Annotated in this window: 28 protein-coding genes and 1 rRNA gene; 22 read left to right on the top strand and 7 right to left on the bottom strand. The window is 72.8% G+C overall.

All coding sequences use genetic code 11. The features are described 5' to 3' along the window. The 9 genes from rrf to ACFY7H_RS19595 all read left to right on the top strand — a co-directional run. Window positions 1-93: ribosomal RNA gene (gene rrf / locus ACFY7H_RS19635) — 5S ribosomal RNA — on the top strand; the annotation flags it as partial. 121 nt (window positions 94-214) lie between these two features. Beyond that, window positions 215-715: an HAD-IA family hydrolase gene (locus ACFY7H_RS19630; RefSeq protein ID WP_388939550.1), complete on the top strand. Its 501-nt coding sequence runs from the start codon at window positions 215-217 to the stop codon at window positions 713-715. Between the two features lie 43 nt (window positions 716-758). After that, complete coding sequence (locus tag ACFY7H_RS19625; protein WP_388939548.1) at window positions 759-1,982, top strand: MFS transporter; 1,224 nt, start codon at window positions 759-761, stop codon at window positions 1,980-1,982. After that, window positions 1,954-3,102, top strand: a complete 1,149-nt coding sequence (locus ACFY7H_RS19620; protein WP_388939586.1) for an acetoin utilization protein AcuC — start codon at window positions 1,954-1,956, stop codon at window positions 3,100-3,102. The genes ACFY7H_RS19625 and ACFY7H_RS19620 overlap by 29 nt, the downstream gene beginning before the upstream one ends. Window positions 3,103-3,193: 91 nt before the next feature. Continuing rightward, window positions 3,194-4,024, top strand: a complete 831-nt coding sequence (locus tag ACFY7H_RS19615) for a phosphatase (protein ID WP_388939546.1) — start codon at window positions 3,194-3,196, stop codon at window positions 4,022-4,024. Between the two features lie 115 nt (window positions 4,025-4,139). Then, on the top strand, window positions 4,140-4,349 hold the full coding sequence (locus tag ACFY7H_RS19610; protein ID WP_162688852.1) for a helix-turn-helix domain-containing protein: 210 nt from the start codon (window positions 4,140-4,142) through the stop codon (window positions 4,347-4,349). Between the two features lie 143 nt (window positions 4,350-4,492). Continuing rightward, window positions 4,493-4,591, top strand: a complete 99-nt coding sequence (locus ACFY7H_RS19605) for a 30S ribosomal protein bS22 (RefSeq protein WP_003948845.1) — start codon at window positions 4,493-4,495, stop codon at window positions 4,589-4,591. Between the two features lie 96 nt (window positions 4,592-4,687). Beyond that, entirely contained in the window at window positions 4,688-5,740 is a 1,053-nt protein-coding gene (locus tag ACFY7H_RS19600; protein ID WP_388939545.1) for an NAD-dependent epimerase/dehydratase family protein, read from the top strand. After that, on the top strand, window positions 5,740-6,741 hold the full coding sequence (locus ACFY7H_RS19595; RefSeq protein WP_388939543.1) for a lysophospholipid acyltransferase family protein: 1,002 nt from the start codon (window positions 5,740-5,742) through the stop codon (window positions 6,739-6,741). Before ACFY7H_RS19600 ends, ACFY7H_RS19595 begins: the two co-directional genes overlap by 1 nt. A gap of 106 nt (window positions 6,742-6,847) precedes the next feature. Here ACFY7H_RS19595 and ACFY7H_RS19590 read toward each other — a convergent pair whose 3' ends face one another. From ACFY7H_RS19590 to ACFY7H_RS19580, 3 genes are all read right to left on the bottom strand, one after another. Further along, window positions 6,848-8,056: a DUF5667 domain-containing protein gene (locus tag ACFY7H_RS19590; protein ID WP_388939541.1), complete on the bottom strand. Its 1,209-nt coding sequence runs from the start codon at window positions 8,054-8,056 to the stop codon at window positions 6,848-6,850. A 230-nt stretch (window positions 8,057-8,286) separates the two neighbouring features. Beyond that, window positions 8,287-9,090, bottom strand: a complete 804-nt coding sequence (locus ACFY7H_RS19585) for an ECF subfamily RNA polymerase sigma factor, BldN family (protein ID WP_388939539.1) — start codon at window positions 9,088-9,090, stop codon at window positions 8,287-8,289. A 340-nt stretch (window positions 9,091-9,430) separates the two neighbouring features. Next, on the bottom strand, window positions 9,431-10,435 hold the full coding sequence (locus tag ACFY7H_RS19580) for an HAD-IB family hydrolase (RefSeq protein ID WP_388939537.1): 1,005 nt from the start codon (window positions 10,433-10,435) through the stop codon (window positions 9,431-9,433). 99 nt (window positions 10,436-10,534) lie between these two features. Here ACFY7H_RS19580 and ACFY7H_RS19575 point away from each other — a divergent pair, with 99 nt between their 5' ends. The 8 genes from ACFY7H_RS19575 (at window position 10,535) to ACFY7H_RS19540 (ending at window position 18,241) form a co-directional block, all read left to right on the top strand. Then, window positions 10,535-10,813, top strand: coding sequence for a glutaredoxin family protein (locus ACFY7H_RS19575; RefSeq protein ID WP_388939535.1), 279 nt, complete (start codon window positions 10,535-10,537; stop codon window positions 10,811-10,813). A 273-nt stretch (window positions 10,814-11,086) separates the two neighbouring features. Further along, a complete protein-coding gene (locus tag ACFY7H_RS19570) occupies window positions 11,087-11,914 on the top strand; it encodes a redox-sensing transcriptional repressor Rex (protein WP_388939534.1) in 828 nt (275 codons plus the stop codon). Next, window positions 11,911-13,629 carry a glutamyl-tRNA reductase gene (locus ACFY7H_RS19565; RefSeq protein ID WP_388939532.1) on the top strand — a complete coding sequence of 573 codons (1,719 nt, stop codon included), beginning with the start codon at window positions 11,911-11,913 and terminating at the stop codon, window positions 13,627-13,629. The genes ACFY7H_RS19570 and ACFY7H_RS19565 overlap by 4 nt, the downstream gene beginning before the upstream one ends. Then, window positions 13,626-14,594 (top strand): hydroxymethylbilane synthase, encoded by a 969-nt coding sequence (hemC, locus tag ACFY7H_RS19560; RefSeq protein WP_388939530.1) that lies wholly within the window; start codon window positions 13,626-13,628, stop codon window positions 14,592-14,594. The genes ACFY7H_RS19565 and hemC overlap by 4 nt, the downstream gene beginning before the upstream one ends. Further along, window positions 14,591-16,276, top strand: a complete 1,686-nt coding sequence (locus ACFY7H_RS19555) for a uroporphyrinogen-III synthase (RefSeq protein ID WP_388939528.1) — start codon at window positions 14,591-14,593, stop codon at window positions 16,274-16,276. Before hemC ends, ACFY7H_RS19555 begins: the two co-directional genes overlap by 4 nt. A 143-nt stretch (window positions 16,277-16,419) precedes the next feature. Beyond that, window positions 16,420-16,800: a hypothetical protein gene (locus tag ACFY7H_RS19550; RefSeq protein WP_388939526.1), complete on the top strand. Its 381-nt coding sequence runs from the start codon at window positions 16,420-16,422 to the stop codon at window positions 16,798-16,800. Window positions 16,801-16,877: 77 nt separating this feature from the next. After that, window positions 16,878-17,879 (top strand): porphobilinogen synthase, encoded by a 1,002-nt coding sequence (gene hemB, locus ACFY7H_RS19545; protein WP_388939525.1) that lies wholly within the window; start codon window positions 16,878-16,880, stop codon window positions 17,877-17,879. An 89-nt stretch (window positions 17,880-17,968) separates the two neighbouring features. Beyond that, on the top strand, window positions 17,969-18,241 hold the full coding sequence (locus ACFY7H_RS19540) for a DUF1876 domain-containing protein (RefSeq protein ID WP_388939524.1): 273 nt from the start codon (window positions 17,969-17,971) through the stop codon (window positions 18,239-18,241). Window positions 18,242-18,347: 106 nt separating this feature from the next. On the opposite strand, the gene ACFY7H_RS19535 is transcribed toward ACFY7H_RS19540, so the two are convergent. Both ACFY7H_RS19535 and ACFY7H_RS19530 read right to left on the bottom strand, forming a co-directional pair. Beyond that, a complete protein-coding gene (locus ACFY7H_RS19535; protein ID WP_388939522.1) occupies window positions 18,348-19,097 on the bottom strand; it encodes an ABC transporter permease in 750 nt (249 codons plus the stop codon). Beyond that, window positions 19,094-20,020, bottom strand: a complete 927-nt coding sequence (locus ACFY7H_RS19530; protein ID WP_388939520.1) for an ATP-binding cassette domain-containing protein — start codon at window positions 20,018-20,020, stop codon at window positions 19,094-19,096. Before ACFY7H_RS19530 ends, ACFY7H_RS19535 begins: the two co-directional genes overlap by 4 nt. Window positions 20,021-20,119: 99 nt before the next feature. Here ACFY7H_RS19530 and ACFY7H_RS19525 point away from each other — a divergent pair, with 99 nt between their 5' ends. Both ACFY7H_RS19525 and ACFY7H_RS19520 read left to right on the top strand, forming a co-directional pair. Continuing rightward, entirely contained in the window at window positions 20,120-20,896 is a 777-nt protein-coding gene (locus ACFY7H_RS19525) for a TetR/AcrR family transcriptional regulator (protein ID WP_388939519.1), read from the top strand. Between the two features lie 48 nt (window positions 20,897-20,944). Further along, window positions 20,945-21,217, top strand: a complete 273-nt coding sequence (locus ACFY7H_RS19520; protein WP_388939518.1) for a DUF1876 domain-containing protein — start codon at window positions 20,945-20,947, stop codon at window positions 21,215-21,217. 16 nt (window positions 21,218-21,233) lie between these two features. Here ACFY7H_RS19520 and ACFY7H_RS19515 read toward each other — a convergent pair whose 3' ends face one another. Both ACFY7H_RS19515 and ACFY7H_RS19510 read right to left on the bottom strand, forming a co-directional pair. Beyond that, window positions 21,234-21,473 carry a DUF397 domain-containing protein gene (locus ACFY7H_RS19515; RefSeq protein ID WP_388939516.1) on the bottom strand — a complete coding sequence of 80 codons (240 nt, stop codon included), beginning with the start codon at window positions 21,471-21,473 and terminating at the stop codon, window positions 21,234-21,236. Next, window positions 21,470-22,294 carry a Scr1 family TA system antitoxin-like transcriptional regulator gene (locus ACFY7H_RS19510; RefSeq protein ID WP_388939514.1) on the bottom strand — a complete coding sequence of 275 codons (825 nt, stop codon included), beginning with the start codon at window positions 22,292-22,294 and terminating at the stop codon, window positions 21,470-21,472. Before ACFY7H_RS19510 ends, ACFY7H_RS19515 begins: the two co-directional genes overlap by 4 nt. A gap of 113 nt (window positions 22,295-22,407) precedes the next feature. Between ACFY7H_RS19510 and ACFY7H_RS19505 the strand changes: the two genes are divergently transcribed. Genes ACFY7H_RS19505 through ACFY7H_RS19495 form a run of 3 tightly spaced genes read left to right on the top strand, consistent with a single transcriptional unit; the run spans window position 22,408 to window position 25,590 of the window. Next, a complete protein-coding gene (locus ACFY7H_RS19505; protein WP_388939512.1) occupies window positions 22,408-22,803 on the top strand; it encodes an ATP-binding protein in 396 nt (131 codons plus the stop codon). Between the two features lie 37 nt (window positions 22,804-22,840). Continuing rightward, on the top strand, window positions 22,841-23,215 hold the full coding sequence (locus ACFY7H_RS19500; RefSeq protein WP_388939511.1) for a hypothetical protein: 375 nt from the start codon (window positions 22,841-22,843) through the stop codon (window positions 23,213-23,215). After that, entirely contained in the window at window positions 23,212-25,590 is a 2,379-nt protein-coding gene (locus ACFY7H_RS19495) for an ATP-binding protein (protein WP_388939509.1), read from the top strand. The genes ACFY7H_RS19500 and ACFY7H_RS19495 overlap by 4 nt, the downstream gene beginning before the upstream one ends. Window positions 25,591-25,594: the final 4 nt, after the last annotated feature.

The raw sequence follows: 25,594 nt of genomic DNA, 5'->3' as shown, positions 1-25,594 counted from the left end.
ACGCCCGGTTACATTCCGAACCCGGAAGCTAAGCCTTTCAGCGCCGATGGTACTGCAGGGGGGACCCTGTGGGAGAGTAGGACGCCGCCGAACAATCATTGTGGGAAAGCCCCGCACCTTCTGGTGCGGGGCTTTTCTGCGTTCAAGGCGCGTTCAGCCGTTTACCAGCACGCGGTTCCCGTCAACCTCGGCTGACTGCTCGTATGGTGGCCTGATGGGCTACGAGCTGGTCATCTTCGACAACGACGGCGTCCTCGTGGACAGTGAGCCGCTCTCCGATACGATCCCGCCCTCGCGCGGGCTACGGCCCGTGCCCGGGGTGACCGAGGTGCTGGCGGCGCTGTCCGCGCTCGGCATGCCCTACTGCGTGACTTCCTCCTCCGGGCACGAGCAGATCCGGGCCACCCACGACGCGACCGGCATGGGCGAGTGGTTCGAAGAGGAGTGGATCTTCAGTGCCGAGGACGTCGGGCAGGACAAGCCGGCTCCGGACCTGTTCCTCCACGCCGCCGACATGATGGGCGTCGCCCCCGCGCGGTGCGTGGTGGTCGAGGCCGGCGGGGCCGGGGTGCGGGCCGCCCGGGCCGCCGGGATGGACGTGTTCGGCTTCACCTCCGTGGTCCCCGCCGAGGAACTCGCCGGTGCCACGGCCTGCTTCGGGGAGATGAAGGAGTTGTCCTCCCTGCTCGGGCTGGGCGACGGATTGGGTGCGTGATCTCTCTACCCACGAGTAGTGGCGGGGCCTACGCTGTGCCGCCATGACGGTTGACGTACGGCTCCGCCGTGGGCGCGGCGCGCTCGGGTTCAGCTTCTTCGTGCAGGGGGTCGCCTTCGCCCTCCTGGTGACCCGGATCCCGGCCATCCAGGACCGGTACGGGATATCCGACGGGCTGCTGCCCGCCTTCCTCGCCGCCGTGCCCGTCCTCGCCGGGGTCTCCAGCGTCGCCACCGAGCACCTGGTGAAGCGGGTCGCGCCGAGCGCGGTGCTGCGGTGGGCGCAGCCCGTCGTCCTGCTGGCCCTGCTCGGGGTGGGGGCCGGCCGCGGCATGTGGCAGGTGGCGGTGGCCCTGGGGGTGTTCGGGCTGGCGGTGGGCGCGCTGGACGCCTCGATGAACATGCTCGGGGTCAGCCTCCAGCGGGAGTACGGGCGCAGCATCATGCTGGGCTTCCACGCCTCGTACAGTCTCGGCGGGATCCTGGGGGCGTCGGCGGCGTGGGCGGGGGCGCACTGGCAGCTTCCGCTGTTCGCCGGGTATCTGCCCGCGGTGGCGGTGCTGTTGCCGGCGGCGCTGCTGGCGAGCCGGTCGTACGTCGACGCGCGGGCCGGCGTCGGAAAGACGGAGCAGGGGTGGCCGGCGGGCGGGGGGAAGCTGCTGCTGCCGCTGTGCCTGGTGATGGCGTGCGCGTACATCGGCGACTCGACGGTGGCGAACTGGAGTGCGAAGTACCTCCAGGACGTGCTGGGCGGCTCGGAGCAGCTGGCGACGGTCCCCTACAACGTGTACATGGTGACGACGCTGGCCGGGCGGGCGGTGGGGGACCTCGGGGTGCGCCGGTTCGGGGCGGTGGCCGTGGTGCGGGCCGGGACGGTGGTGGCGGCCGGCGGGTTCGCGGTGGTGGCGGTGGCGCCGGGGGCCTGGGTGGGGATGCTGGGCTTCACCCTGCTGGGGACCGGGCTGTGCGTGATCGTGCCGCAGACCTTCGCGGCGGCGGGGCGGTTGTTCCCCGGTGCTTCCGACACGGCGGTGGCGCGGCTGAACATCTTCAACTACGTGGGCTTCCTGATCGGTTCGCCGCTGGTCGGCGGGATCGGGGACGCCTGGAGCTACCGGGGCGCGATGGTGGTGCCGATGGTGCTGGTGCTGGTGACCTTGTTCTACGCCCGCTCGTTCGGCGCGAACCCGGCCCGATACGGTGTCGGGCATGAGCGGCGAGCCGGTGACCGGGCTGTTGATGTGGGACGAGGCGGTAACGGGGTATGACTTCGGCCCCGGCCATCCGATGGACCCGGTGCGCCTGGCGCTGACCATGGGACTGGTGCGGGCCTTCGGGCTGGACCGGGAGATGGAGGTGCGGGCGGCCCGGGCGGCGGGGGAGTCGACGCTGCGGCTGGTCCACCGGGAGGACTACGTGGCCGCGGTGCGGGCGGTGTCGGCGGATCCCGGGACGGCGGACGGCGCGTACGGGCTGGGGACGGTCGACGATCCCGCCTTCCCCGGGATCCACGAGGCGTCCGCGCTGATCGCCGGGCAGTCGGTGGCGGCGGCGGAGGCGCTGTGGCGCGGGGAGGCCCGGCACGCGGTGAACTTCGCGGGCGGGCTGCACCACGCGATGCCGGGCGGGGCGGCCGGTTTCTGCGTGTACAACGACGCGGCCCTGGCCATCGCGAGGCTGCTGGAGCTGGGCGCGGAGCGGGTCGCGTACGTGGACGTGGACGTGCACCACGGGGACGGGGTGCAGGCGGCCTTCTGGGACGACCCCCGGGTGCTGACGGTGTCGCTGCACGAGCACCCGCGGACGCTGTTCCCGCAGACGGGCTGGCCCGAGGAGACGGGCGGCCCGGGCGCCGAGGGGAGCGCGGTGAACGTGGCGCTGGCGGCGGGGACCGGGGACGAGGGGTGGCTGCGGGCCTTCCACGCGACGGTGCCGGAGCTGCTGGCGGACTTCCGGCCCCAGGTGCTGGTGACCCAGCACGGGGCCGACACGCACGTCGAGGACCCGCTCGCGCACCTGGCGGTGTCGCTGGACGCGCAGCGCGCGGTGCAGGAGGCCTGTCACGCCCTGGCGCACGAGTACGCGGGCGGGCGGTGGCTGGCGCTGGGCGGCGGCGGGTACGCGGTGGTGGACGTCGTACCGCGGTCGTGGACGCACCTGGTGGGGATCGCGGCGCACCGGCCGGTGGATCCGCGGGCGGAGGTGCCGCAGTCGTGGCGGGACGAGGCGTACGCGCGGACGCGGCAGCCGGGGCCGGCCCGGATGACGGACGGGCGGACGCCGGGATGGCGGGACTGGGACGCCGGTTACGATCCGGCGGACCGTACGGATCAGGCCGTTCTGGCGACGCGGAAGGCGGTGTTCCCGTTGCGCGGGATGCTGGTGTGACGGAAGGTCAGTCGCTGGCACGGTTACGCCAACTGTGGGGCGGTTCGGCGGAATTGATGAACCGACAGATCCGGTGCGGCAGCATCGGAGGGTGTTGAGCACCGGCGCGTTGCGTGCGCATCTGCTGGCCGCCCGGTTGGCCGGGCCCGTCGCCACGACGCGGGAGGAGAGTCTGCGCAGGTACCGGCTGTTCGCGGCGGGGGACCCGCGGGTGTTGCTGGGGCTGGAGCCGGAGCGGCACTGGGGCGTGGGTGAGCTGCTGGGGCTGATGGCGGCCAAGTGCGGGGTCTCGGCGGACCCGTCGCACGTCAGCGGCCCGGACGTGATCGATCCGGAGCGGACGCTGGCGGCCCTGGAGGCCTTCGCGGAGCGTTTGGCGGTGGCGGCGGGGGCCCGGTCGCCGGTGCTGCTGGGGACGGGGCACCCGCACCGGCTCCTGCCCTTCTACGCCGCTTTGGCGGGGGCGCTGTCGGCGGCGGGATGTGTTGTCCTCACTCCGGCGCAGGGGGTGCATGTCGACATGGCGACCCGGTTCGGGGTACGCCCGCACCGCCTCGATTACGTACGGGGGGTCGCTCTGGTGCGGGAGCCCGGCGCGCGGGGGGCCGGGAGCGCCACCGGCGCACACTCCCATTCGCCGCTGCCGGTTCGGCTGGCGCTGGGCGCGCTGGCGGAGGCCGGGGGTCCGCTGCCGGGGCTGGTGGTGGGTGACCACGGGTGGGTCTGCGGCGCAGGTCAGCTCGGTGTGGAGGCGATCGGGCTGGGAGATACGGATGATCCGGCGCTGTTCGTCGGGGAGGCCGAGGGGCGGGTGGCGGTGGCCGTTCCGCTTGATGACGGGGTGCGGGCGGACTACTACGGGCCGCTGATCCGGCACGTGTTGCACCGCGCCGGGCTGCCGGGGCGTCAGGAGTGGCCGTAGCTCCTCTTCCCCACTCGTATCACCCGCCCCTACTCTGAGGAGTGAGCGTGCGACGACGAGGAGTAACCGGAGGGGAAGCCGGTGCCCGTCATGCGCGGAAGGTCAGGTGGGTGTCATGGCTGCTGGCGAGAGGCCTCTCAGCGAGGTTCAGTTCCTGACCGTGGCGGAGGTCGCCTCGGTGATGCGAGTGTCGAAGATGACCGTGTACCGGCTGGTGCACAACGGTCATCTGCCCGCGATCCGGGTGGGCCGGTCCTTCCGGGTCCCCGAGAACGCGGTCCACGAGTACCTCCGGGAGTCCTTCGTGGGGGTGGAGTCGGCCTGAGATTCGGCATCCTGTCGAGGCTCGGCCACACCTGCGGAGGGCTCGGATTACAAGCTCGGACCTCGGGCGGGTAGGCTAGGCCGACGTAGGTCGTGTGGGCCCAGACGCCCCGCACCAGTGAAGAGAAGTGAGCGAGGGTAGTCGTGGGCTCTGTTATCAAGAAGCGGCGCAAGCGGATGGCTAAGAAGAAGCACCGCAAGCTGCTCAAGCGCACCCGCGTCCAGCGCCGTAACAAGAAGTAAACGGCAGCTGTACGTGTTTTCCGCAGCCCCTCCACCATCCTGGTGGGGGGGCTGCGGTGCAGTCGGGGGTACTTCTTCGAGGGAGGCGCTGAGCTCGTGGGGAAGGTCGTGCTCGTCACCGGGGCAGCCCGGCAGCTGGGGGGCCGCTTCGTGCGCCGCGTCCAGCGCGACCCCGGAGTGGAACGGGTCATCGCGGTCGACGCGGTGAGCCCGCCGCACCGGCTCGGTTCGGCCGAGTTCGTGCGGACGGACATCAGGCAGTCGGCCATCGCCCGGGTGCTCGCGGAGCACGCCGTGGACACGGTGGTCCATCTCGCGGTCACCGGCGGCGCCGCCGCGGGCCTGCCGGGCGGGCGCAGCGCCGTCAAGGAAACGAACGTCATCGGGACCATGCAGCTCCTGGGGGCCTGCCAGAAGTCCCCCACGGTACGGCGGCTCGTGGTGAAGTCGAGCACCAGCGTGTACGGGGGCACGGCGCGGGACCCGGCCGTCTTCACGGAGACGACGCAGCCGAAGACGCTGCCGGCGGGGGGCTTCGCGAAGGACGCCGCCGAGGTCGAGGGCTACGTACGGGGCTTCGCGCGCCGGCGGCCGGACGTGGCGGTGTGCGTGCTGCGCTTCGCGAACATCCTGGGGCCGTTCGCGGACTCGGCGCTCGCGGAGTACTTCTCCATGCCGGTGATGCCCACGGTCCTGGGGTACGACCCGAGGCTGCAGTTCGTCCACGAGGACGACGTGATGGACGTGCTGCGGCTGGCGGCGGGGGAGCCGGAGCGGGGGACGCTGAACAGCGGGACGTTCAACATCGCGGGCGACGGGGTGCTGCTGCTGTCGCAGTGCGCGCGGCGGCTGGGGCGGCCGACGGTGCCCTTCCCGCTGCCCGCAGTGACGTGGGTGGGGCAGGCGCTGCGGGCGGTGGGGGCGACGGACTTCTCGCCGGAGCAGATCCGGCTGCTGACGTACGGGCGGGTCGTGGAGACCACGCAGATGCGGGAGACGCTGGGCTTCCGGCCCATGTACACGACCGCCGAGGCCTTCGCGGACTTCGCGCGGAGCCGGGGCGGCGGGCTGCTGCCGCCGGAGCGGGTGGGGCGGGCCGTGGGGCGGATCGCGGAGCTGTTGGACGTTGACGAGGGAGTGGAGCGATAGTGGCCGACGCCAAGGTCATCCCGTTCGACGAGGACCGGCCGCGCCGGCGGTCCGGCGCGGCCCGGAAGGTACGGGCGGTCCCGGACCGGCCGGAGGCGGTACAGCCGGTCGTGGAGCCCCTGGACGGGCCGGGGGCCGGGGCCGCGCGGGCGGGGGGTGACGGCGGCTGGGACCGGCGGATCGCGGGCGGTCTGGCGTTCCTGCGGCGGCGGATCACCGGCGAGTACGAGGTCGACGAGTTCGGCTACGACAAGGAGCTGACGGACCAGGTCCTGATGTCCTTGATGCGGCCGCTGTTCGACAAGTACTTCCGGGTGGAGGTCAAGGGCGTCGAGAACATCCCGAAGGAGGGCGGCGCGCTGATCGTCGCCAACCACTCGGGGACGCTCCCGCTGGACGGGCTGATGCTCCAGGTCGCCGTCCACGACCACCATCCGGCCGAGCGGCACCTGCGGCTGCTGGCGGCGGACCTGGTGTTCATGCTGCCGGTGGTGAACGAGCTCGCGCGGAAGGCCGGTCACACGCTGGCCTGCGCGGAGGACGCGCAGCGGCTGCTGGAGGCCGGGGAGCTGGTCGGGGTGATGCCGGAGGGCTTCAAGGGGATAGGGAAGCCGTTCGGTGAGCGGTACAAGCTCCAGCGGTTCGGGCGGGGCGGGTTCGTCTCGACGGCGCTGCGGGCGGGCACGCCGATCGTGCCGTGCTCGATCGTGGGGGCGGAGGAGATCTACCCGATGATCGGGAACGCGAAGACGCTGGCGCGGTTGCTGGGGCTGCCGTACTTCCCGCTGACGCCGACGTTCCCGTGGCTCGGGCCGTTGGGGGCGGTGCCCCTGCCGACGAAGTGGACCATCCAGTTCGGGGAGCCGATCCCGACGGACGGGTACGCGCCGGAGGCCGCCGAGGACCCGATGCTGATGTTCAACCTGACGGACCAGGTGCGGGAACAGATCCAGCACACGCTGTACAAGCTGCTGGTGCAGCGGAGGTCCGTCTTCTTCTGAGGCCGTGCTTCTGCTGCCCGTGCTTCCGAGGCCCTGGGCTGCTGATGCTCGCGCGGAAACGCCAGGCGGGGTTGGTGCAGCCAACCACGCCTGGCGTTTCCGCTTCTTACTCGGCGTCCTCCGCCCGGATGCCCAGGCCCGGGAGGAGGTCCGGGAGGAGCGGCGGGAGGGTGATGTCCGGCTGGGGCTGTGCCGGGGTCGCCGGGGGCGGCGCGGACTGGCCGTGCGCCGGCGGGTTCAGCAGGTTGCCCGTGCCGCCCAGGAGGCCGCTGCCGGGGGCCGGGGCGTGGCTTCCGGAGGGGCTGGGGGCGGCGGGGGACTGGGCCGACGCCGGGCCGTCCGGTGCCGGTGCGGACTGCTGCTTGCCCGGCGCCGGGGCGCTCGGCCTGCCCGGGGTCCCGCCCGGGGCGGTGCGGTGCTGCTCCGGGGGCTTGGGCAGCAGGCCCTGGAGCGGCGCCACCTCATCGTCTATGGCCTGGAAGACCGAGGTGACCTCGTTCCCCACGTCCATGAGCTGCGGCGGCAGGCTGGAACGGATCCGGCCCCACGCGTCGCGGTGGGAGTTGGAGAACGAGGACAGGGTCTGGATCGGGCCGAGCGAACCGTCCCGCTCGTAGGCGGCCTGGAGCAGCCGGTGGCCCTCCGCCGCGTCGTGCTGCATGCCTGCCAGCGCCCGCCGGATCGCGCCCAGGATCTCGTGGTCCAGGGGGCCGGAGCGGCCGCGTTCCATCAGCCGGCGCGCTTCGGACATGCGGTTGGAGGCCCGGTCGAGGTAGACCTCGCCCCGGTCCGCGCCCTCGTCGGCCATGCCCAGCTTCAGGTCCTCCATACCCAGCTTGACCGGGTAGAGGGGATCACCGGGCAGGGCGTCGGTGCTGGCAGCGGCCACTCCGCTGAAGGCCCCTGCGGCCACACCCACGGTGAGGCCCCCCGCTGCGATGCCCTTGGACCAGCGGGAGCGGGGCCGCAATTTCCGGAGCGAGGTCGCCCGGTGGGCGCCGCGGCCGGTCCGCTGCTCGGGCACCAGAGGGTCCGCGGCGGCACCGCCCCCGGCCCTCTCCTCCATCACCATGGCCTCCATGGCGGCGACGAGCTGTGCTCGTTGCACCACTTTGACCTCGGGGTCCAGCACCGGGCGCGGCATTTCGCCGAGCACGCTCGCCAGGGCCAACAACCGTTCGTGGTCGGCGGATTCGGCAGGTGCCTCGGGCTGCTCGGCCGCCGGGTCCGGTTCTGAAAGACCGGACGCGGTCCGGTCCTCCAGGGCCTGGGCGAAGGCGTTCGCCCGCCGGTGCGGAGTCACGTTCGCGATCACTGGCGGCACCTCCTCTCGTCATGACGATCGACTCCCCCAGGGGTCCGGAAGGTTGCCTTCCTTGAGCACATCCACACTTTCGGGTGAGCGGCTTCGGGCAGGGCGTGTCCACAGGGAGCCTGCATTCCGCACAACGAGCGGCGCGGCACTTGGGTTACGGACGAAGGATGATCGGACCACAGCGTCATCGAGGGGTCACCGGGTGTGAGGTCGGGTCGTGCGGGAGAGGGTCAGCGGGCGTCGTCCGGCAGCAGCCGGGCCAGGGTGCGGACCGCCCGGTACTGGAGCGTTTTGATCGCTCCTTCGTTCTTGCCCATCACCCGGGCGGTCTCGGCGACCGAGAGGCCCTGGAGGAAGCGCAAGGTGACGCACTCCTGCTGCTGGGGGTTGAGTTTCCGTACGGCTTCGAGCAGGGCCGCGTTGGAGAGGGACTCCAGGACGGAGTCCTCGGGGCTGCGCTCCACCTCGTTGGCGTCGAGCATCTCGCCGGTGGTGACCTCCAGGCGGAAGCGGCTGGACTTGAAGTGGTCCGCCACCAGGTTCCGCGCGATGGTCACCAGCCAGGCGCCGAAGTCACGGCCCTGCCAGGTGAAGGTGGAGATGCGGCGCAGTGCCCGCAGGAAGGTCTCACTGGTGAGGTCCTCCGCGGTCGCCTTGCCGCCGACGCGGTAGTAGATGTAGCGGTACACCGTGTCGCTGTACTGGTCGTAGAGGCGGCCGAAGGCGTCCGCCTCGCCGGCCTGGGCGCGTTCGACCAGGTCCATCATGCGGGCCTGGTCGCTGTCCGCGGTGGGGCGGCGGGCGGTGGGCGTGCTGGTTCCGCCGGCGGCGGCGGCCGGGCGACCGCGTCTGCCGACGGTGGCTCCGCCGTCCGTCAGGGCGTAGCAAGGGCCGGCCGGGCCGAGGCCGGCAGGGACCGCGGCGGCGAGGGCGGGGACGGCGTACGCGGTGGGGACGAAGCCGCGCAGGTGGTCGAGGACCGTCGCGCGCAGCGTAGCCAGGCCCGAGGCGTCAACCCCGACAGGTGGGTACACGGGACTCCCAGAGGCAGAGCTTCCATCACGTGCAGTGCGGGACCGTTCACCCGTCGTGGCGACAGATGGGCGGCGGCATGCGTTTGAGGAGAATAACGCTTCGTACAGGCAGCGCTACACCCAGTTGCCTAAATCACCGGTTCCGACATTTCTGTTGCGTGTCGAGGGCATATTCAGGCCCGGTTGGTGATCGATTCCTGATCGCTTGGAGACGCGGAATGGACGCTTCCACGCTGGCTCACGACCGGGTCGGGCAGGCCGGAGTGCCGCGCCGACGGCGCGGGTAGAGGGGAGCGAATGACCGCCGGGCGGCCCGCGGGAAGGCCCTGGCCCGGTGCTGCTACCGGCGGCGCCGGTGCAGGGCGATGGCGGCGGCCGCGCCGCCCGCGATCGCGCCGACTCCGGCGGCGGCCGGGACGCCGACCTTCACGGCCTTGCGGCCGGTCCGATAGTCGCGCAGCCGCCAGTCGTGGGCGCGGGCATGCTTGCGCAGTTTTGTGTCGGGATTGATCGCGTACGGATGTCCGACCAGGGACAGCATCGGGATGTCGTTGTGCGAATCGCTGTACGCCGCGCAGCGTTCGAGGTCGAGGCCCTCGGCGGCGGCCAGCGCGCGCACCGCCTCCGCCTTCGCGGGGCCGTGCAGCGGCTCGCCGACCAGGCGCCCGGTGTAGATCCCGTCCACGGACTCGGCGACGGTGCCCAGGGCGCCGGTCAGGCCGAGGCGGCGGGCGATGATCGTGGCCGTCTCGACGGGGGCGGCGGTGACCAGCCAGACCTTCTGGCCGGCGTCGAGGTGCGCCTGGGCCAGGGCGCGGGTGCCCGGCCAGATCCGCTCCGCCATGTACTCGTCGTAGATCTCCTCGCCGATGGCGGTGAGTTCGGAGACCTTGTGGCCCTTGACGATGGACAGGGCGCTGTCGCGCGCGTCCTGCATGTGCTCGGGGTCCTCGACCCCGGCGAGCCGGAACCAGGCCTGCTGCCAGGCGAAGCGGGCCAGTTCGCGGCGGCGGAAGAACTCGCGCTTGTAGAGGCCGCGGCCGAAGTGGAAGATCGCGGCGCCCTGCATGACGGTGTTGTCGAGGTCGAAGAAGGCGGCGGCGAGGTCGTCGCCGTGGACCGGGAACTCCGGCTCGGCGGCTTCGCGCAGGGCTTCGGGCGCGGCCTCCGGTGCGGTTTCCGGTGGCGCTTCGGGCAGGGCGCGCGGCGCGACGGCCGGCCCGGCGGTGTGCGGGGTGCCGGTCCGCGCGGTCTTGCGGGCGGCCTCTGCCGAGGCCTCGCCGGCCAGTACGCTCCGCGCGGTCGCGGAGCGCTTACGGGGGGTGAGCCATCCGAGAGCGGCCATGACGCGAGCATAGCCATTGTGTTCGGGAGTTCCCGAACCGCCGGGAGACGGGGCGGTTAACTCTTCGGACCCCCCGGTCCGGCGCGGGACAATGGCCGCATGAGTCCTCTGCTGCGCCGTAAGGAAAAGAAGCGTCCCGAGGAGCGGATGGTGACGCTCGTGGGGAAGCCGGGGTGTCATCTGTGCGATGACGCCCAGGAGGTGATCGAGAAGGTGTGCGCCGAGACGGGCGCACAGTGGGAGAAGAAGGACATCTCGCAGGACGAGGAGCTGTACCGGCTGTACTGGGAGCAGATCCCGGTGGTGCTGGTCGACGGTGAGCAGCACACCTTCTGGAGGGTGAACCCTGACCGGCTGCGGCGGGCGTTGGGAGCCTGACCGTTTCTCCCGTTACCATCATGGGCGATTTATGGGGACTCGGGGGCGTATCGATGAGGAGTGTGTACCGTTTTGCCCCCCTCGGGATTTGAACGGGTTCGGCCCGTTCCCGGCCTGGGCCCCCTCCGCCCGGCCCGCGTGACCCCGGTCACTTTGCTCGGACAAAGCGGACACAATCTTTGTGCACGCGTTCACAAAGACATAGCCTGCATTCGACGGGGCGGTCCTGGGACAAAAGGCCGCCTGCAGCCCCGCTCATCCCGCAGGAGCATCGTGGCAACTGGCCGAACTCACCGACCGGCGACCCGCAGCCGAGGTATTCCCGAGGCCACTGTCGCCCGGCTTCCGCTGTACTTGCGCGCCCTCACCGCGCTCTCCGAGCGATCGGTGCCCACGGTGTCCTCCGAGGAGCTCGCGGCAGCCGCCGGAGTCAACTCCGCGAAGCTGCGCAAGGACTTCTCGTACCTCGGTTCGTACGGGACGCGCGGCGTCGGCTACGACGTCGAGTACCTCGTCTACCAGATCTCCCGCGAGCTCGGCCTGACCCAGGACTGGCCGGTCGTCATCGTCGGGATCGGCAACCTCGGCGCGGCCCTCGCCAACTACGGCGGTTTCGCGTCGCGCGGCTTCCGCGTGGCGGCGCTGATCGACGCCGACCCGGCCATGGCCGGCAAGCCGGTGGCCGGCATGCCCGTGCAGCACACCGACGACCTCGAGAGGATCATCGAGGAGAACGGCGTCTCCATCGGCGTCATCGCCACCCCCGCGGGCGCGGCCCAGCAGGTCAGCGAGCGGCTGATCGCCGCCGGTGTCACCTCCATCCTGAACTTCGCGCCGACCGTGCTGTCCGTGCCGGAGGGCGTGGACGTGCGCAAGGTCGACCTGTCCATCGAGCTCCAGATCCTGGCGTTCCACGAGCAGCGCAAGGCGGGCGAGTCCGGTACGGACGCGGAGGCCGTCGCCGTGTCCGGCGCGGACGCGGTCGCCACCGGCGCCGGTGCCGCGCCCGTCGCCGCCGTCGAGCCGCCGGCCGGGCGGGCCGCCGCGGCCGCGCGCAAGGGCGGCCCCGAGGGTGACGTGCCGGCGGTGATGCCGGCATGAGTCTGCTCGTCGTAGGCCTGAGCCACCGCAGCGCGCCGGTGAGCGTGCTGGAGCGGGCCTCGCTGTCCGCCGACGCCAAGGCCAAGCTGCTGCACGACACCCTGGCCGCCGAGCCGGCGGCCGAGGCCGCCGTCCTCGCCACCTGCAACCGCATCGAGCTGTACGCGGACGTGGACAAGTTCCACGCGGGTGTCGCCGAGCTGTCGACGCTGCTCGCGCAGCACAGCGGGGTCGCCCTGGAGGAGCTGACCCCCTATCTGTACGTGCACTACGAGGACCGGGCCGTGCACCACCTGTTCTCGGTGGCGTGCGGGCTGGACTCGATGGTCGTCGGCGAAGGCCAGATCCTCGGCCAGATCAAGGACGCGCTGGCCCTGGGGCAAGAGCTCCACACGGCCGGCCGGCTGATCAACGACCTCTTCCAGCAGGCGCTGCGCGTCGGCAAGCGGGCGCACTCGGAGACCGGCATCGACCGGGCCGGACAGTCGCTGGTGACGTTCGGGCTGGAGCAGCTCGCGGTGAACCTGCCGGTGGGGGAGTGGGCCGCCGGCAAGCGGGCGCTGGTGATCGGCGCCGGTTCGATGTCCTCGCTCGCGGCGGCGACGCTGGCGCGGGCGGGTGTCGCCGAGGTGGTCGTGGCGAACCGGACCGCAGAGCGGGCGGAACGTCTCGCGGAGATTTTGGTTGCCTCGGGCACTGGTGTCGCGGCGCGGGCCGTTCCGATGTCGACCATCACGGACGAGCTGACCCGCGTCGACGTGGTCGTGTCCTGCACCGGGGCCACCGGGCTGGTGCTGACCGGGGACGACGTCGCCCTCGCGCTGTCCGCCTCCGGGTTCGAGTCCGGGGCCGCCGCGCCGCACCCCGCGCCGCAGGCGCCGGACGCGGGCGGACGCGACGCGCTCGCCGGCGGCGCGGCCGTCGACGCCGAGGTGGTGGCCCGGCTCGTGGCCGCCGCCGAGGGCGGGCGGCGGCTCGCCGACGCCGGCGCCGCGCGGACCATCACGGCGGCGGCCGCCGCCGAGGCCGACGGCTGCCCCGTCGGGGCGGACGCCGCCGTCGGCGACGGGCGCTCCGCCCTCGCCGGGGTCGACGCCGGCTCCCTCGAACTGCACGGGGCCTGGGCCGACCAGGGCGAGGCCGCCGCGCAGCGGCAGCCGCGCCGGGCGGCGCGGAGCCAGGCGGACGGGGCCGTCCCCGTACGGCTGGCCCTGCTGGACCTGGCCATGCCCCGGGACATCGACGCCGCCGCGCACCGCATCCCGGGCGTGCGGCTCGTCGACATCGAGAGCCTCGCCGAGGCCTCCGCCGACGCGCCCATGGCCGCCGACGTCGACGCCGTGCGCGGCATCGTCGCCGGCGAGGTGGCCGCCTTCGGCGCCGCGCAGCGGGCCGCGCACATCACGCCCACCGTCGTCGCCCTGCGGGCGATGGCCGCCGAGGTCGTCGCCATGGAGGTGGCACGGCTCGACGGGCGGGTACCCGATCTCGACGAGCGGCAGCGCGCGGAGGTCACCCAGACCGTGCGCCGCGTCGTCGACAAGCTCCTCCACGCGCCGACCGTGCGCGTCAAGCAGCTCGCGAGCGAGCCCGGCGGCGCCGGGTACGCGGAGGCGCTGCGCGAACTCTTCGACCTCGACCCTCAGACGGTGGCATCCGTCAGCCGGGCGGACGCGGCCGATCCGAAGAACGACGACCCAGGACGGGCATCATGAACACACGTCCCGACCAGCCCCTCCGGCTTGGCACGCGACGCAGCAAGCTGGCCATGTCCCAGTCCGGGCACGTCGCCGAGGCGGTACGGGCGATCACCGGCCGGCCCGTCGAGCTCGTGGAGATCACGACCTACGGTGACGTGTCCCGCGAGCACCTCGCGCAGATCGGCGGCACCGGCGTGTTCGTCACGGCCCTGCGCGAGGCCCTGGTCCGCGGCGAGGTCGACTTCGCCGTGCACTCGCTGAAGGACCTGCCGACCGCGCAGCCCGACGAGCTGGTCATCGCGGCCATGCCGGAGCGCGAGGACCCGCGCGACGCGCTCGTGGCCCGCGACGGCCTGACCTTCGAGCAGCTGCCGGACGGCGCCCGCGTGGGTACCGGTTCGCCGCGCCGCACGGCGCAGCTGAACGCGTACGCCCGCAGCCTGGGCAAGTCCATCGAGACCGTCGCGATCCGCGGCAACGTCGACACCCGGATCGGCTTCGTGCGCGCCGGCGAGCTCGACGCGGTCGTGCTGGCCGCGGCCGGCCTGAACCGGATCGGCCGCGCCGACGAGGCGACCGACCTGCTGGCGGTCGACAACGTGCTGCCCGCGCCCGGCCAGGGTGCCCTGGCCGTGGAGTGCCTCGCCTCCGACGCGGACCTCATCTCCGCGCTCGGCCGGCTCGACGACCCGCAGACGCGGGCCGCCGTGACCGCGGAGCGCGCGCTCCTCGCAGCCCTGGAGGCCGGGTGCAGCGCACCCGTGGGCGCGCTCGCCGACCTGCTGGCCGACGGGCGGAATGTCAATGAAATGCGCCTGCGTGGTGTCGTCGGAACCCTCGACGGTTCGACGCTGGTGCAGCTGTCCACCACCGGTCCCGTGCCCCGGTCTTACGACGAGGCCATGGCGCTCGGCCGCGAACTCGCGGACGAGATGCTGGCCAAGGGCGCGGCCGGTCTGATGGGGGAGCGATCCCTTTGAACCCCTCAAGCCCCACCACCTCCCCCTTCGCGGGCGTAGCCGCCCCCGGGCTCGTCACCTTCCTCGGTGCGGGTCCGGGCGACCCGGGTCTGCTCACGCTGCGCGCCGTGGAGGCGCTCGCCGCCGCGGACGTACTGATCGCGGAGCCCGAGGTGCTCGAGGTCGTACGGACCCACGCGCGCGCGGGTGTCGACACGCCTCAGCTGACGGTCGCCGACGAGGCGTCAGCCGCCGCCGGTGTCCCGGCGATCCGTACTCCGTCGACCGCCGCGGACGTCGCCAATCTTGTCATGGAGGCCGCGCGCTCCGGCAGGCGGGTCGTCCGTGCGGTGACCGGCGACCCCGGGCTGGAGGGGAACGCGGCCGAGGAGATGCTCGCCTGCGCCCACCAGGGCATCCCCTTCGAGGTGGTGCCCGGTGTGGCGACCGCCGTCGGCGTGCCCGCGTACGCGGGTGTGCCGCTGCGCGGTGAGCAGGGCGCGGACGTGCGCTTCGTGGACGCGCGGCACGCCTCGGCGCGCTGCTGGAGCGAGGTCGGCGCGAGCGACTGCGGAGTGGTCGTCTCGGCGACGCTGGAGACGGTCGCGAGCGCGGCCGCCGAGCTGGTGTCGGCCGGCCGCAAGCCGGAGACGCCGCTCACGGTGACCGTGGGCGGTACGACGACCCGGCAGCGGACCTGGAGCGCGACCCTGGGCACGATCGCCCAGGTGTTCAAGCAGGGCAAGGTGCTCCCCTCCCCGGAGGGTTCGCGCCCGGTCATAGCCGTGGTCGGCGAGCGGGGTGCCGCGGCGCGGCGCGAGGAGCTGGCCTGGTTCGAGTCGAAGCCGCTGTTCGGCTGGCGGGTCCTCGTACCGCGTACGAAGGAGCAGGCCGCCTCGCTCTCCGACCAGCTGCGTTCGTACGGCGCGGTGCCCCACGAGGTGCCGACCATCGCCGTGGAGCCGCCGCGCACCCCTCAGCAGATGGAGCGGGCGGTCAAGGGGCTGGTGACGGGCCGGTACGAGTGGATCGCCTTCACGTCGGTGAACGCCGTCAAGGCGGTGCGGGAGAAGTTCGAGGAGTACGGGCTCGACGCGCGTGCGTTCGCCGGCATCAAGGTCGCCGCGGTGGGCGAGCAGACCGCGGCGGCGCTGGTGGAGTTCGGCGTGAAGCCGGACCTGGTGCCGAGCGGTGAGCAGTCGGCGGCCGGGCTGCTGGAGGACTGGCCGCCGTACGACCCGGTCTTCGACCCGATCGACCGCGTCTTCCTGCCGCGCGCCGACATCGCCACGGAGACGCTGGTGGCCGGGCTGATCGAGCTGGGCTGGGAGGTCGACGACGTCACGGCCTACCGGACCGTGCGGGCATCGCCGCCGCCGGCGGACACCCGTGAGGCGATCAAGGGCGGCGGTTTCGACGCCGTGCTCTTCACCTCGTCCTCGACGGTGCGCAACCTGGTCGGCATCGCCGGCAAGCCGCACAACGTGACCGTCATCGCCTGTATCGGGCCGGCGACGGCCAAGACGGCGGAGGAGCACGGGCTGCGCGTGGACGTGCTGTCGCCGGAGCCGAGCGTGGGCAAGCTGGCGGAGGCGCTGGCCGCGTACGGGGAGGCGCGCCGGGAGGCGGCCAAGGCGGCTGGTGAGACGGTGGCCCGCCCGAGCGAGCGCCGTCCGGGCGCGCGCCGGCGTCGCGCGACGTGAGGTTAACGGCTGGAGGGGCCCGGGTGCGGTGTGCGCCCCGGGCCCCTTCGGCGTGTGCGGGGCGGGTACCCGGGGGTGGCTGAGTAGCGGGTTGAGTAGCCGCGCGGATGCCGGCGGGGTCCGGCGGGCGGTTCAGTGGGGACATGACCGAGACCCCCGCCGCCGAAGCACCCGCCGCAGCCCCCGCCGGGGACGCCCGGGACCGGCGGGCCTTCGTGGCTCCGCTGCTCTCCACGCTGCTGACCCTGCCGATGGCCTTCGTGTCGCTGGTGTACGCGATGCTCTCGCCGATGGCGTGCGGCAACTGCAACGGGGAGCCCGCCCGCGCCTTCCACCGCAGCTTCGAGACGGCCTGGACGGTGTTCTGGCCGGGGCTGGTGCTCGTGCTGGTCCTGCTGGTGGTGTGCTGGGCCCTGCCGTGGAAGGTCCGCAACTCGGCCCGGCGCGTCAAGCTCGCGCTGGCCGCGCCGGGGCTGGTGCTGCTGGGCTGGCTCGTCTTCATGGCGATGGTCGACTGGCCGTAGGGGGTGGCCGGGGACGGGGAGGAGCCGGGCCTACCCTTGTCCCGACTGCTGTCGATGCTCGAAGAGGCGACTAGAAGATGAGCGCGTACGGATCCTTCCCCGGTTCGCGGCCCCGCCGGCTGCGCACCACCCCGGCGATGCGGCGGATGGTCGCGGAGTACCGGCTGCACCCCTCGGACCTGATCCTGCCGGCCTTCGTGCGGGAGGGCATCAGCGAGCCGCTCCCGATCTCGGCGATGCCGGGCGTGGTGCAGCACACCCGGGACACGCTGCGGAAGGCCGCCGTCGAGGCGGTCGAGGCGGGGGTTTCGGGGATCATGCTCTTCGGTGTCCCGGCGGACGAGAACAAGGACGCTCTGGGCACGGCGGGCACGGAGCCGGACGGCATCCTCCAGGTCGCGATCCGGGACGTGAAGGCCGAGGTCGGCGACGACCTGGTGATCATGTCGGACCTGTGCCTGGACGAGTACACCGACCACGGCCACTGCGGTGTCCTCGACGAGCACGGCCGCGTCGACAACGACGCGACGCTGGAGCGGTACGCGGAGATGGCGCAGGTCCAGGCCGACGCGGGCGTCCACGTGGTGGGCCCGAGCGGGATGATGGACGGCCAGGTCGGCGTCATCCGTGACGCGCTGGACGAGACGGGGCACGAGGACGTGGCGGTCCTCGCCTACACGGCGAAGTACTCCTCCGCCTTCTACGGGCCCTTCCGCGAGGCCGTCGCCTCCTCCCTCCAGGGGGACCGCAAGACCTACCAGCAGGACCCGGCGAACGCCCGCGAGTCGCTGCGGGAGCTGGCGCTGGACCTGGAGGAGGGCGCCGACATGGTCATGGTGAAGCCGGCCGGCCCGTACCTGGACATCCTGCACCGGGTCGCGCAGGCCGTGGACGTGCCGGTGGCCGCGTACCAGATCAGCGGTGAGTACGCGATGGTCGAGGCGGCCGCGGAGAAGGGCTGGATCGAGCGCGACCGGGCGATCATGGAGACGCTGCTCGGCATCAAGCGCGCGGGCGCGGACACGATCCTGACGTACTGGGCGACCGAGGTCGCGCTGCGGCTGCGCGCCGAGCGCTAGCCGAGCGCTGGGCCCTGTCGTTCCGCCGCGCGGGTCCGGCGGGGCGGGCGCACCCTGGAGGGGTAGTCCGACTGTGGAGGTGATCCGGCATGGCCACGCTCGCCGGATGGCACGTGGAGCTGGAGTTCACCGAGGACGGCCACCGCACCGGTGCGGCGGCCCTGCTCAGACTCGGTGACGGCTGCGAACTGAGGGCGCGCGGCTACGCCATGCGCCATCCCTCCGATCCGGAGCAGTTGAGGGTCGGGGAGGAGATCGCGGGCGCGCGGGCGCTCATGGACCTCGCGTCCCAGCTGCTCCAGAAGGCGCACACGGAGATCGACGAGGTCTCGGGGAAGCACTCCTACCCGCTGACCCGCTGACCGCCGGTCCGCTCGAAGGGCCCGCGCCGGACTCGGCGCGGGCCCTTCGCCGCGCCCCGTCCGGTGGAGGGGCGGCCGGGACACCGGCCCGGGCCGGTCCGGGCGGTCAGCGGGTCCGGTGGCGGAACAGCGCCGCCGCCAGCGTCAGCGCCAGGGCGGTGATCCCCGCGCACCAGGCGAGGGCCGTCCAGGGGGCGTTCCCGGCGGGCTGGTCCAGCAGCAGGGCCCGCAGCGATTCGATGACCGGGGTCAGCGGCTGGTGCCCGGCGAAGCCGTGCAGCCAGGACGGCATGGTCTCGATGGGGACGAAGGCGCTGGAGGGGTAGGGCAGGAACATCATCAGGAAGGTGAACCCGCCCGCCGCCTCCGGGCTCTGGGCCAGCAGCCCGAGGGAGGCCGCGAGCCAGGAGATCGCCGTGATGTACGCGACGAGCAGCCCGGCGGCGGCGAGCAGGGCGAGCGGGCCGCCGGAGGGGCGGAAGCCGATGGCGAGGGCGACGGCCAGCACCAGGGTGGTGGAGAGCAGGTTCCGTACGACCGAGGCCGCGACGTGCCCGGCCAGGATCGGCAGGCCGCCCACGTCGAGGGAGCGGAAGCGGTCGATGATGCCCTTCTTCATGTCGTCGGCCACGCTCACGGCGGTGCTCGCCGCGCCGAAGCCCGCGCACAGCAGCATGGCCCCCGGGACCACGTACGTCACGTACTCCGTGCCGGTGTCGATGGCCCCGCCGAAGAAGTAGACGAAGATCAGCATCAGCATCACCGGCAGCATCAGGGCGGCGATCAGCGCGTCCGGGCTGCGGCGGCTGATGCGCAGGCTGCGTCCGGTCATGGTGAGGGCGGTGGCGTTGTTCATCGGGCGGCTCCCGTCAGGGCGAGGAAGACGTCGTCGAGGGTGGCGGTCCGCACGGTGAAGCGGCCGACGACGGTGCGGTCGGGGTCGAGTTCGTCGAGCAGGGCCCGTACGTGGGTGGCTGAGCCGTCGGTGGCCAGGCCGAGCGTCAGCTCGTCGGGGGCGTGGTGCACGGCGCGGGCGGCCAGGGTCTCGTAGGCCTCGCGGCTGGTCAGGGTGAGGTCGAGGCGGTGTCCGGAGACCCGGGCCTTCAGCTCGGCCGGGGTTCCCTCGGCGGCGATCCGGCCGGCCTCCAGGACGGTGACCCGGTCGGCGAGCCGGTCGGCCTCCTCCAGGTACTGGGTGGTGAGCAGGACGGTGGTGCCGTCGGCGCGCATCTCCCGTACGACGTCCCACAGTTCGAGGCGGCTGCGCGGGTCGAGTCCGGTGGTGGGCTCGTCCAGGAAGAGCACCTCGGGCCTGCCGACGAGGCTCGCGGCGAGGTCCAGGCGCCGCCGCATCCCGCCCGAGTAGGTCTTCGCGAGGCGGTCGGCCACCTCGGTCAGGCCGAAGCGGTCGAGGAGCTCACCGGCGCGGGTGCGGGCGTCGCGGGCGGACAGCCCGTTCAGCCGGCCCGCCATGCGCAGCGTCTCGGCGCCGGTCTGGAGGTCGTCCAGGGCCGCGAACTGCCCGGTCAGGGCGATCCGTTCGCGTACGAGGGCCCGTGCCCCGGCGATGTCGTGCCCGGCCACCCGCGCGGTCCCGGAGTCGGGTGCGGTGAGGGTGGCGAGGATGCGGACGGAGGTGGTCTTGCCCGCGCCGTTGGGGCCGAGCAGGGCGAGGACGGAGCCTCGGGGGACGGCGAGGTCGAGGCCGTCGAGGACGCGGGTGCCGCCGTAGGACTTGGTCAGGCCGTGGGCGTACAGGGCGAGGTCGTTCGTGGTCACGGAGACACGGTCCCTTCTGCGTATGGGTTACGCGCTTCTGTGTAAGTAATACACAGAACTAGGATGTGGGTCAACGACTCGGGACGGGAGGGGCGTGCGATGGAGAAGGACCCGGCGGACGGAACCGGCCTCCCGGTGAGCCTGCAAATGGCCTGGGGCCTGCGCGAACGCCCCGGCAAGGGCCCGCGCCCCACCCTCACCCTGCCGAAGATCGTCGACGCGGCCGTCGGCCTGGCCGCCGGCGAGGGCATGGACGCCGTCTCCATGGGCCGCGTGGCCAAGGAGCTGGGCGTCTCCACGATGTCCCTCTACCGCTACGTCACGGCGAAGGAAGAGCTGTACATCCTGATGTCGGAGGCGGGCGTCGGTACCCCGCCGCCGCTGCCGCCCGAGGCGGAGGGGTGGGGCTGGCGCGAGCTGCTGACTGCCTGGGCGTACGCCCAGCGCACCCTGCTCATGACGAAGCCGTGGATCCTGCGGATCCCGCTCACGGCCCCGCCGGCCTCACCGAACCAGCTCGCCTGGATGGAACGCGGCCTCGCCTCCATGGCCGGGACGGCCCTGGAGGAGGGCGAGAAGCTCTCCGCGATCATCCTGATCGGCGGGCTCGTACGGAACGAGGCCACGATGGCCGCCGACATGATGGACGCCATCATCAAGGGCGGCGTCCCCCCGGACCAGGTCATGGGCCGGTACGTGACCACCCTGCGCCTGCTGACCGCCCCGGACAGCCACCCGGCGCTGACGCGGCTGCTGGAATCGGACGCCTTCACCGGCTCCGGCGAGCCCGACTTCCAGTTCCGCTTCGGCCTGGACCGGATCCTGGACGGCCTGGCCCGGCTGATCGCGGAGCGAGAGGCCCCGCCGAGCGTGTAGGCGGCCACGGGTGCACCCTGGATAGCAGCGGGCACGGAGGTGATCGCCATGAAGGATGCCGTCGGATGGCACGTCGACGTCAAGTTCCAGGAGGACGACGAACGCACCCGCGCCGCCGCCCTCGTCCGGCTCCCGGACGGGAGCGAGCTGCGCTCGCACGGCTACGCCAGCCGCCACCCCAGTGACGGCAATCAGCCCAGGGTGGGCGAGGAGCTCGCGGCGGCGCGCGCGCTCAACGATCTGAAGGAACAGTTGCTCACCAAGGCGCACGACGAGATCGACGCGGCGTCGGGACGCACGTCGTACCCGATCACGGGTTGATCCCGCCCGGGCGGTGCTACCGGCCGACCCAGCCGGTCAGCGCCGCCCAGCTCGCGGGGGCGAGGTTCAGCACGGGCCCGTCGGTGACCTTGGAGTCCCGGACGTGGACGGCGGCGGGGGAGGTGGCGACCTCGACGCAGGCGCCGCCTTCACTTCCGCTGTAGGAGGACTTCCTCCAGGCAATGGCCACTTCGAGGCACTGTCCGCCGTCGCTGCCGCTGTAGCTGGACTTGGACCACTTCAGTGTGGTGCTCATGGCTCTCCTAGCAGGCGCTCCAACAGGCCCTGGGTCTGCTCTGTGTTGAGGGCCTGTGTTCGCAGCATCGCATACTTGCGAGCCAGGATGCTGACCTCGCCTGGGTCCGAGATCAGCCGACTGCCACGCTGGCCCTCGGAGTAGGCGAAGTGCTGGTGATCGGGGGTCTCTAGGAGAATGAAGGGGCCGTCGAGGGCTGCGTGGGTGCCCTGTTCAAGGGGCATCACTTGGATGGAGACGTCCGGAAGTTCCGCGCAGGCGATCAAGTGCCGCAGCTGCTCCTCATGCGTCTCCGGGCCGCCGATACGGTGGACGACCACCGGTTCCCAGATGATGAAGCTCAGGGTCGGCGGTGTCTTGCGGTGCAGTATCTCCTGGCGCGCCACGCGGTCGGCTGTGAGCGCCTCGATCTCCTCCTCCTGATAGGCGGGCACGCGGCACTTGAACACGGCCCGGGCGTACGCCTCCGTCTGGAGCAGGCCTGGTACGACTTGGTTGTCGTACCAGGAGAGGGTGACCGCCGTGTACTCGCGGTCCATGTACTCCTCGGCCCACGGGGGCGTCGTGTCGAAGGCCGGCATCTCATTGGCCGCGATGATCAGCGTGCCTGGCAGGCCCAGGTGCATGTCCATCAGTTCGGCAACGTGCGGCATGAGGGCGCGGCGGCCCTGCTCGATGGAGGCGATGGTCTCCTCGTCCACCGTGATCAGTGCGGCGAGTTCCTTCTGGGTCAGGCCCTTGGCGGCCCTGGCGGCGGCTACCTGGCGGCCGACCATCTTCATGGTCGTCGCGTTGGGGCGCGGGCGCTTCTTGGGTGGCATGGCGATGGACTCCCCACCTGGGCACGTGGATTACCCCGGGCCGACCCGTACTCATGAAGGAGTACGGGTTGGCGCAGGGTCACAGGCTAGTCACGCCGCGCCACCATCGTCCCGTGAACCTAAATACTCAACCCGGCCTGATGCGCGAGCGGTTGTTTCCCCGGGCCTTCCAGACCGTCGCCACCGCGCGGGCCTTCACCCGCGAGACCCTCGCCGCCTGGGACATCCCCGCCCGGCGGGACGACGTCGTGCTCTGCGTCAGCGAGCTGGCCACCAACGCCCTGCGGTACGGGGTCCCGCGCGGGCGCTCGTACCGGCTGCGGCTGCTGAACTTCGGCTGCTGCGTGCGCGTCGAGGTGCACGACAGCGGGCCCGGGCTCTCCCGGATCGAGGGCGGGCCGCCCGGGCGCGGGCTGCTGCTCGTGGCCGGGGTCGCGGACGCCTGGGGGGTCCTGCCCCGGCGGCCCGGAAAGGTGGTGTGGGCGGAATTCAGCCCGGGCGGCTGCTAGCTTCGGCTGAGCGGAGGATCGGACCGGAGGGGGATCAATGGCGCGTCCGTGGCGGTGGGTTGTGGTGGTCGCGGCCACCGGGGCAGGGTTCCTGATCGCCTTCCGGCTCGGGCTGTGGGACCCCTTCGGCTGGTTCCCCGAGAAGGACTCCGACCGGGCCTCCGTCGCCGCCGGATTCGGGGGGGCCATGGCCGCCGTCATCGCGCTGGTCGGCGGCTGGTGGGCCGGGAGCGGCGCCGAGGGCGGCGGGAACTCCGTACGGCAGCGCGCCCGTGCCTCCGGCACCTCGCAGATCACCCAGGACGGCGGGCTCCCGGCCCCCGGCCGGGTCGACCAGCGGGCCCGCGCCGACGGGGACGCCCGGGTCCAGCAGCGCGGCGGCGGTGAGGCACCCGGCGAGCCGTCCCCGTGACGGCCGGACAGTGGGCGCGGGCCGAGGGGAACGCCCGGATCACCCAGGTCGCCGGTGACCACGTCACCTACGCCCCCGGGGCCGGGCCCGCACCGGGGGCCGGGCTCGGACTGCCCGAGGCGCCCGCCGTGCTCGTCGGGCGGGACGGGCCGGCCGGGGAGCTGACGGCCCTCCTCTCCGAGGGCGGCCCCACGGTCGCCGTCGTGGCGGGCCTGGCGGGCGTCGGCAAGAGCGCGCTCGCCGTGGCGACGGCGCACCGGGCCGTGGAGCTCGGCTGGTTCGGGGACCGCGTCTTCTTCCTGCGCCTGCGCGGGTACGCCCCCGGCGGCGGGGTGAGCGGGCCCGAGGCGGTGCGGGAGATGCTGCGCCGGCTCGGGATCCGGGACACGGACATGCCGGAGTCCCAGGACGGCCGGGCGGCGCTGTACCAGGCGAGGCTGGCGGAGTTCGCCCGGGCGGGGCAGCGGGTGCTGATCGTCGCCGACGACGCGGGCGAGGTGGGTCAGGTACGGGACCTCGTACCGGCCGGGACCGCGCACCGGCTGCTGGTGACCTCCCGGCACCGGCTCGGCCACCGGGACTTCACCGCCCGCGTGGTCCCGCTCGACGAGCTGGCGCCGGACGCGGCCGTCGAGCTACTCGCCGGGGCGGTGCTGCGCACCTGGCCGCAGGACCCCCGCCCGGCGGCGGAGGCGGACGCCCTCCGCGAGGTCGCGGAGCGGTGCGGGCGGCTGCCGCTGGCCCTGACGGTGGCGGGGGCGCTGCTGGCGGGCGATCCGGGGCTCTCCGTAGCGGAGCTGGCGGGGCAACTGGCCGACGCGCGGACCCGGCTGGCGAAGCTGGACTCGGAGCTGGACGACGGGGTCCGGGCGGCCTTCGACCTCTCGTACGGGCGCCTCCCGGCGGAACATGCCCGCGTCTTCCGGCTGCTGACGGTGAACCCGGGCCCGGACTGCGCCACGGTGTACGCATCGCTGCTGACCGGGGTCCCGCCGGCCGGCCTGCGCCCGACGCTGGCCGCGCTCGTACGGGCCTCCCTGCTGGCGGAGGAGCCGGTCGGCTCGGGGCGCTGGCGGATGCACGACCTGGTACGGCTGTACGCGCGGGAGCGGGGGGAGGAGCGCGCGGCGGAGGACGGGCGGCAGGAGGCGGTCGACGCGCTGCTGGGCAGTCTGGCCCTGGACACCAGGAAAGCGACGGGGGCCCTGGGCGTGAACGGCGCCCCGGTAGCCCCGGGGCCGGGGCTTCCGTCGGTGGCGCAGGCGCTGGACTGGCTCAACGCGGAACGGGACCTGCTCGTCGCCGCCGTGGGCCTCGCGGGGGACGCGGGGCGGCCGGAACTCGCCGGGGCACTCGGCAAGCGACTGCTCCCGTACCTCCAGATCTACCGGTACGGGCAGGACGCGGTGCTGGTGGGGAAGAGGATGCTCGCGGCCGTGGACCCGGCGGACCCCGAGGAGCGCGGTGCGCGCCTGTACGACCTCGGCCTCGCGTACGTCGGCGCCGGCCGGTCCGACGAGGCGATGCCGTTGCTGACCCAGGCGCTGGAGCTGTTCCGGGAGAACTCCCTGAGGATGGGGGAGGGCAAGGCCCTGAACACGTTGGGCAGCGTCCACATGGCTGCGAACCGGTGGGCGGAGGCGGAGCGGACCCTCAAGGCGGCGCTGCACATCTTCCGGGAGCAGGGCCTGCGCCACGCGGAGGCCACCGCGATGGCCAGCCTGGGGGAGGTCTACGCGCAGCTGGGGCAGCTGGACGATGCCATCGCGCTGTACCGGCAGGTGGCCTCGGACATGGGTGCCCGAAGGGACCACCATCGCGAGGCGTCCGCGCTGGATTCCCTCGCGGACGCGCTCTGGAAGGCCGGACAGCACGAGGAGTCCCTGGCAGCGAGGGAACGGGCCCTTGCCACGCAGCGGGAGTTCGGCAACCGGAAGCAGGAGGCGGGCACCCTGAGCCGGCTCGCCGACTCGTTGCTGGAGCTGGGCCGGGATCAGCAGGCCCGGAGCTGCTACGAGGAGGCACTCGCCATCTTCACGGCGGAGGGCGACCTGCTCGGGCAGGGAGTGAACCTTGACGGCCTCGGGCGGCTGCACCTCGCTGCGGGCCAGTTCGAACATGCCCTGGAGGCACAGGAGAGGGCCTGCGCCCTCCTGGCGGAGTCGGGGGACCCGGAGCACGGGGTCGACGCCGTCAACGCGCTGGCGCTGACGCTGTACACCCTGGACCGCCATGCGGAAGCCGCCGAGGCCCTGGAGCGGGCGGCGGAGCTCTACGCGGTGCTCGATAACGCAGAGCGGGCGGAGGCGGCGCGGGCGGCGGCCGCCGAGCTGCGGGGACAGAACGCCCGCCGCCGCTGGTGGCGGCGCCGGTGATCCG

This window comes from Streptomyces sp. NPDC012794 (genome assembly GCF_042901085.1).
GTDB lineage: Bacteria > Actinomycetota > Actinomycetes > Streptomycetales > Streptomycetaceae > Streptomyces.
Note: the sequence above shows the minus strand (reverse complement) of the source record. Positions and strands in the feature narration are given on the sequence as shown.

Bases quoted from the DNA above. Each gene is read 5' to 3' on its own strand.
- ACFY7H_RS19535 (WP_388939522.1), bottom strand. From the start codon at position 19,097: ATGAACAACGCCACCGCCCTCACCATGACCGGACGCAGCCTGCGCATC.
- ACFY7H_RS19500 (WP_388939511.1), top strand. From the start codon at position 22,841: ATGGCGCGTCCGTGGCGGTGGGTTGTGGTGGTCGCGGCCACCGGGGCA.
- ACFY7H_RS19610 (WP_162688852.1), top strand. From the start codon at position 4,140: ATGGCTGCTGGCGAGAGGCCTCTCAGCGAGGTTCAGTTCCTGACCGTG.
- hemB (WP_388939525.1), top strand. From the start codon at position 16,878: ATGAGCGCGTACGGATCCTTCCCCGGTTCGCGGCCCCGCCGGCTGCGC.
- ACFY7H_RS19625 (WP_388939548.1), top strand. From the start codon at position 759: ATGACGGTTGACGTACGGCTCCGCCGTGGGCGCGGCGCGCTCGGGTTC.
- ACFY7H_RS19550 (WP_388939526.1), top strand. From the start codon at position 16,420: ATGACCGAGACCCCCGCCGCCGAAGCACCCGCCGCAGCCCCCGCCGGG.
- ACFY7H_RS19515 (WP_388939516.1), bottom strand. From the start codon at position 21,473: ATGAGCACCACACTGAAGTGGTCCAAGTCCAGCTACAGCGGCAGCGAC.
- ACFY7H_RS19525 (WP_388939519.1), top strand. From the start codon at position 20,120: ATGGAGAAGGACCCGGCGGACGGAACCGGCCTCCCGGTGAGCCTGCAA.
- ACFY7H_RS19620 (WP_388939586.1), top strand. From the start codon at position 1,954: ATGTGGGACGAGGCGGTAACGGGGTATGACTTCGGCCCCGGCCATCCG.
- hemC (WP_388939530.1), top strand. From the start codon at position 13,626: ATGAACACACGTCCCGACCAGCCCCTCCGGCTTGGCACGCGACGCAGC.
- ACFY7H_RS19520 (WP_388939518.1), top strand. From the start codon at position 20,945: ATGAAGGATGCCGTCGGATGGCACGTCGACGTCAAGTTCCAGGAGGAC.
- ACFY7H_RS19575 (WP_388939535.1), top strand. From the start codon at position 10,535: ATGAGTCCTCTGCTGCGCCGTAAGGAAAAGAAGCGTCCCGAGGAGCGG.
- ACFY7H_RS19630 (WP_388939550.1), top strand. From the start codon at position 215: ATGGGCTACGAGCTGGTCATCTTCGACAACGACGGCGTCCTCGTGGAC.
- ACFY7H_RS19565 (WP_388939532.1), top strand. From the start codon at position 11,911: ATGAGTCTGCTCGTCGTAGGCCTGAGCCACCGCAGCGCGCCGGTGAGC.
- ACFY7H_RS19540 (WP_388939524.1), top strand. From the start codon at position 17,969: ATGGCCACGCTCGCCGGATGGCACGTGGAGCTGGAGTTCACCGAGGAC.
- ACFY7H_RS19510 (WP_388939514.1), bottom strand. From the start codon at position 22,294: ATGCCACCCAAGAAGCGCCCGCGCCCCAACGCGACGACCATGAAGATG.
- ACFY7H_RS19580 (WP_388939537.1), bottom strand. From the start codon at position 10,435: ATGGCCGCTCTCGGATGGCTCACCCCCCGTAAGCGCTCCGCGACCGCG.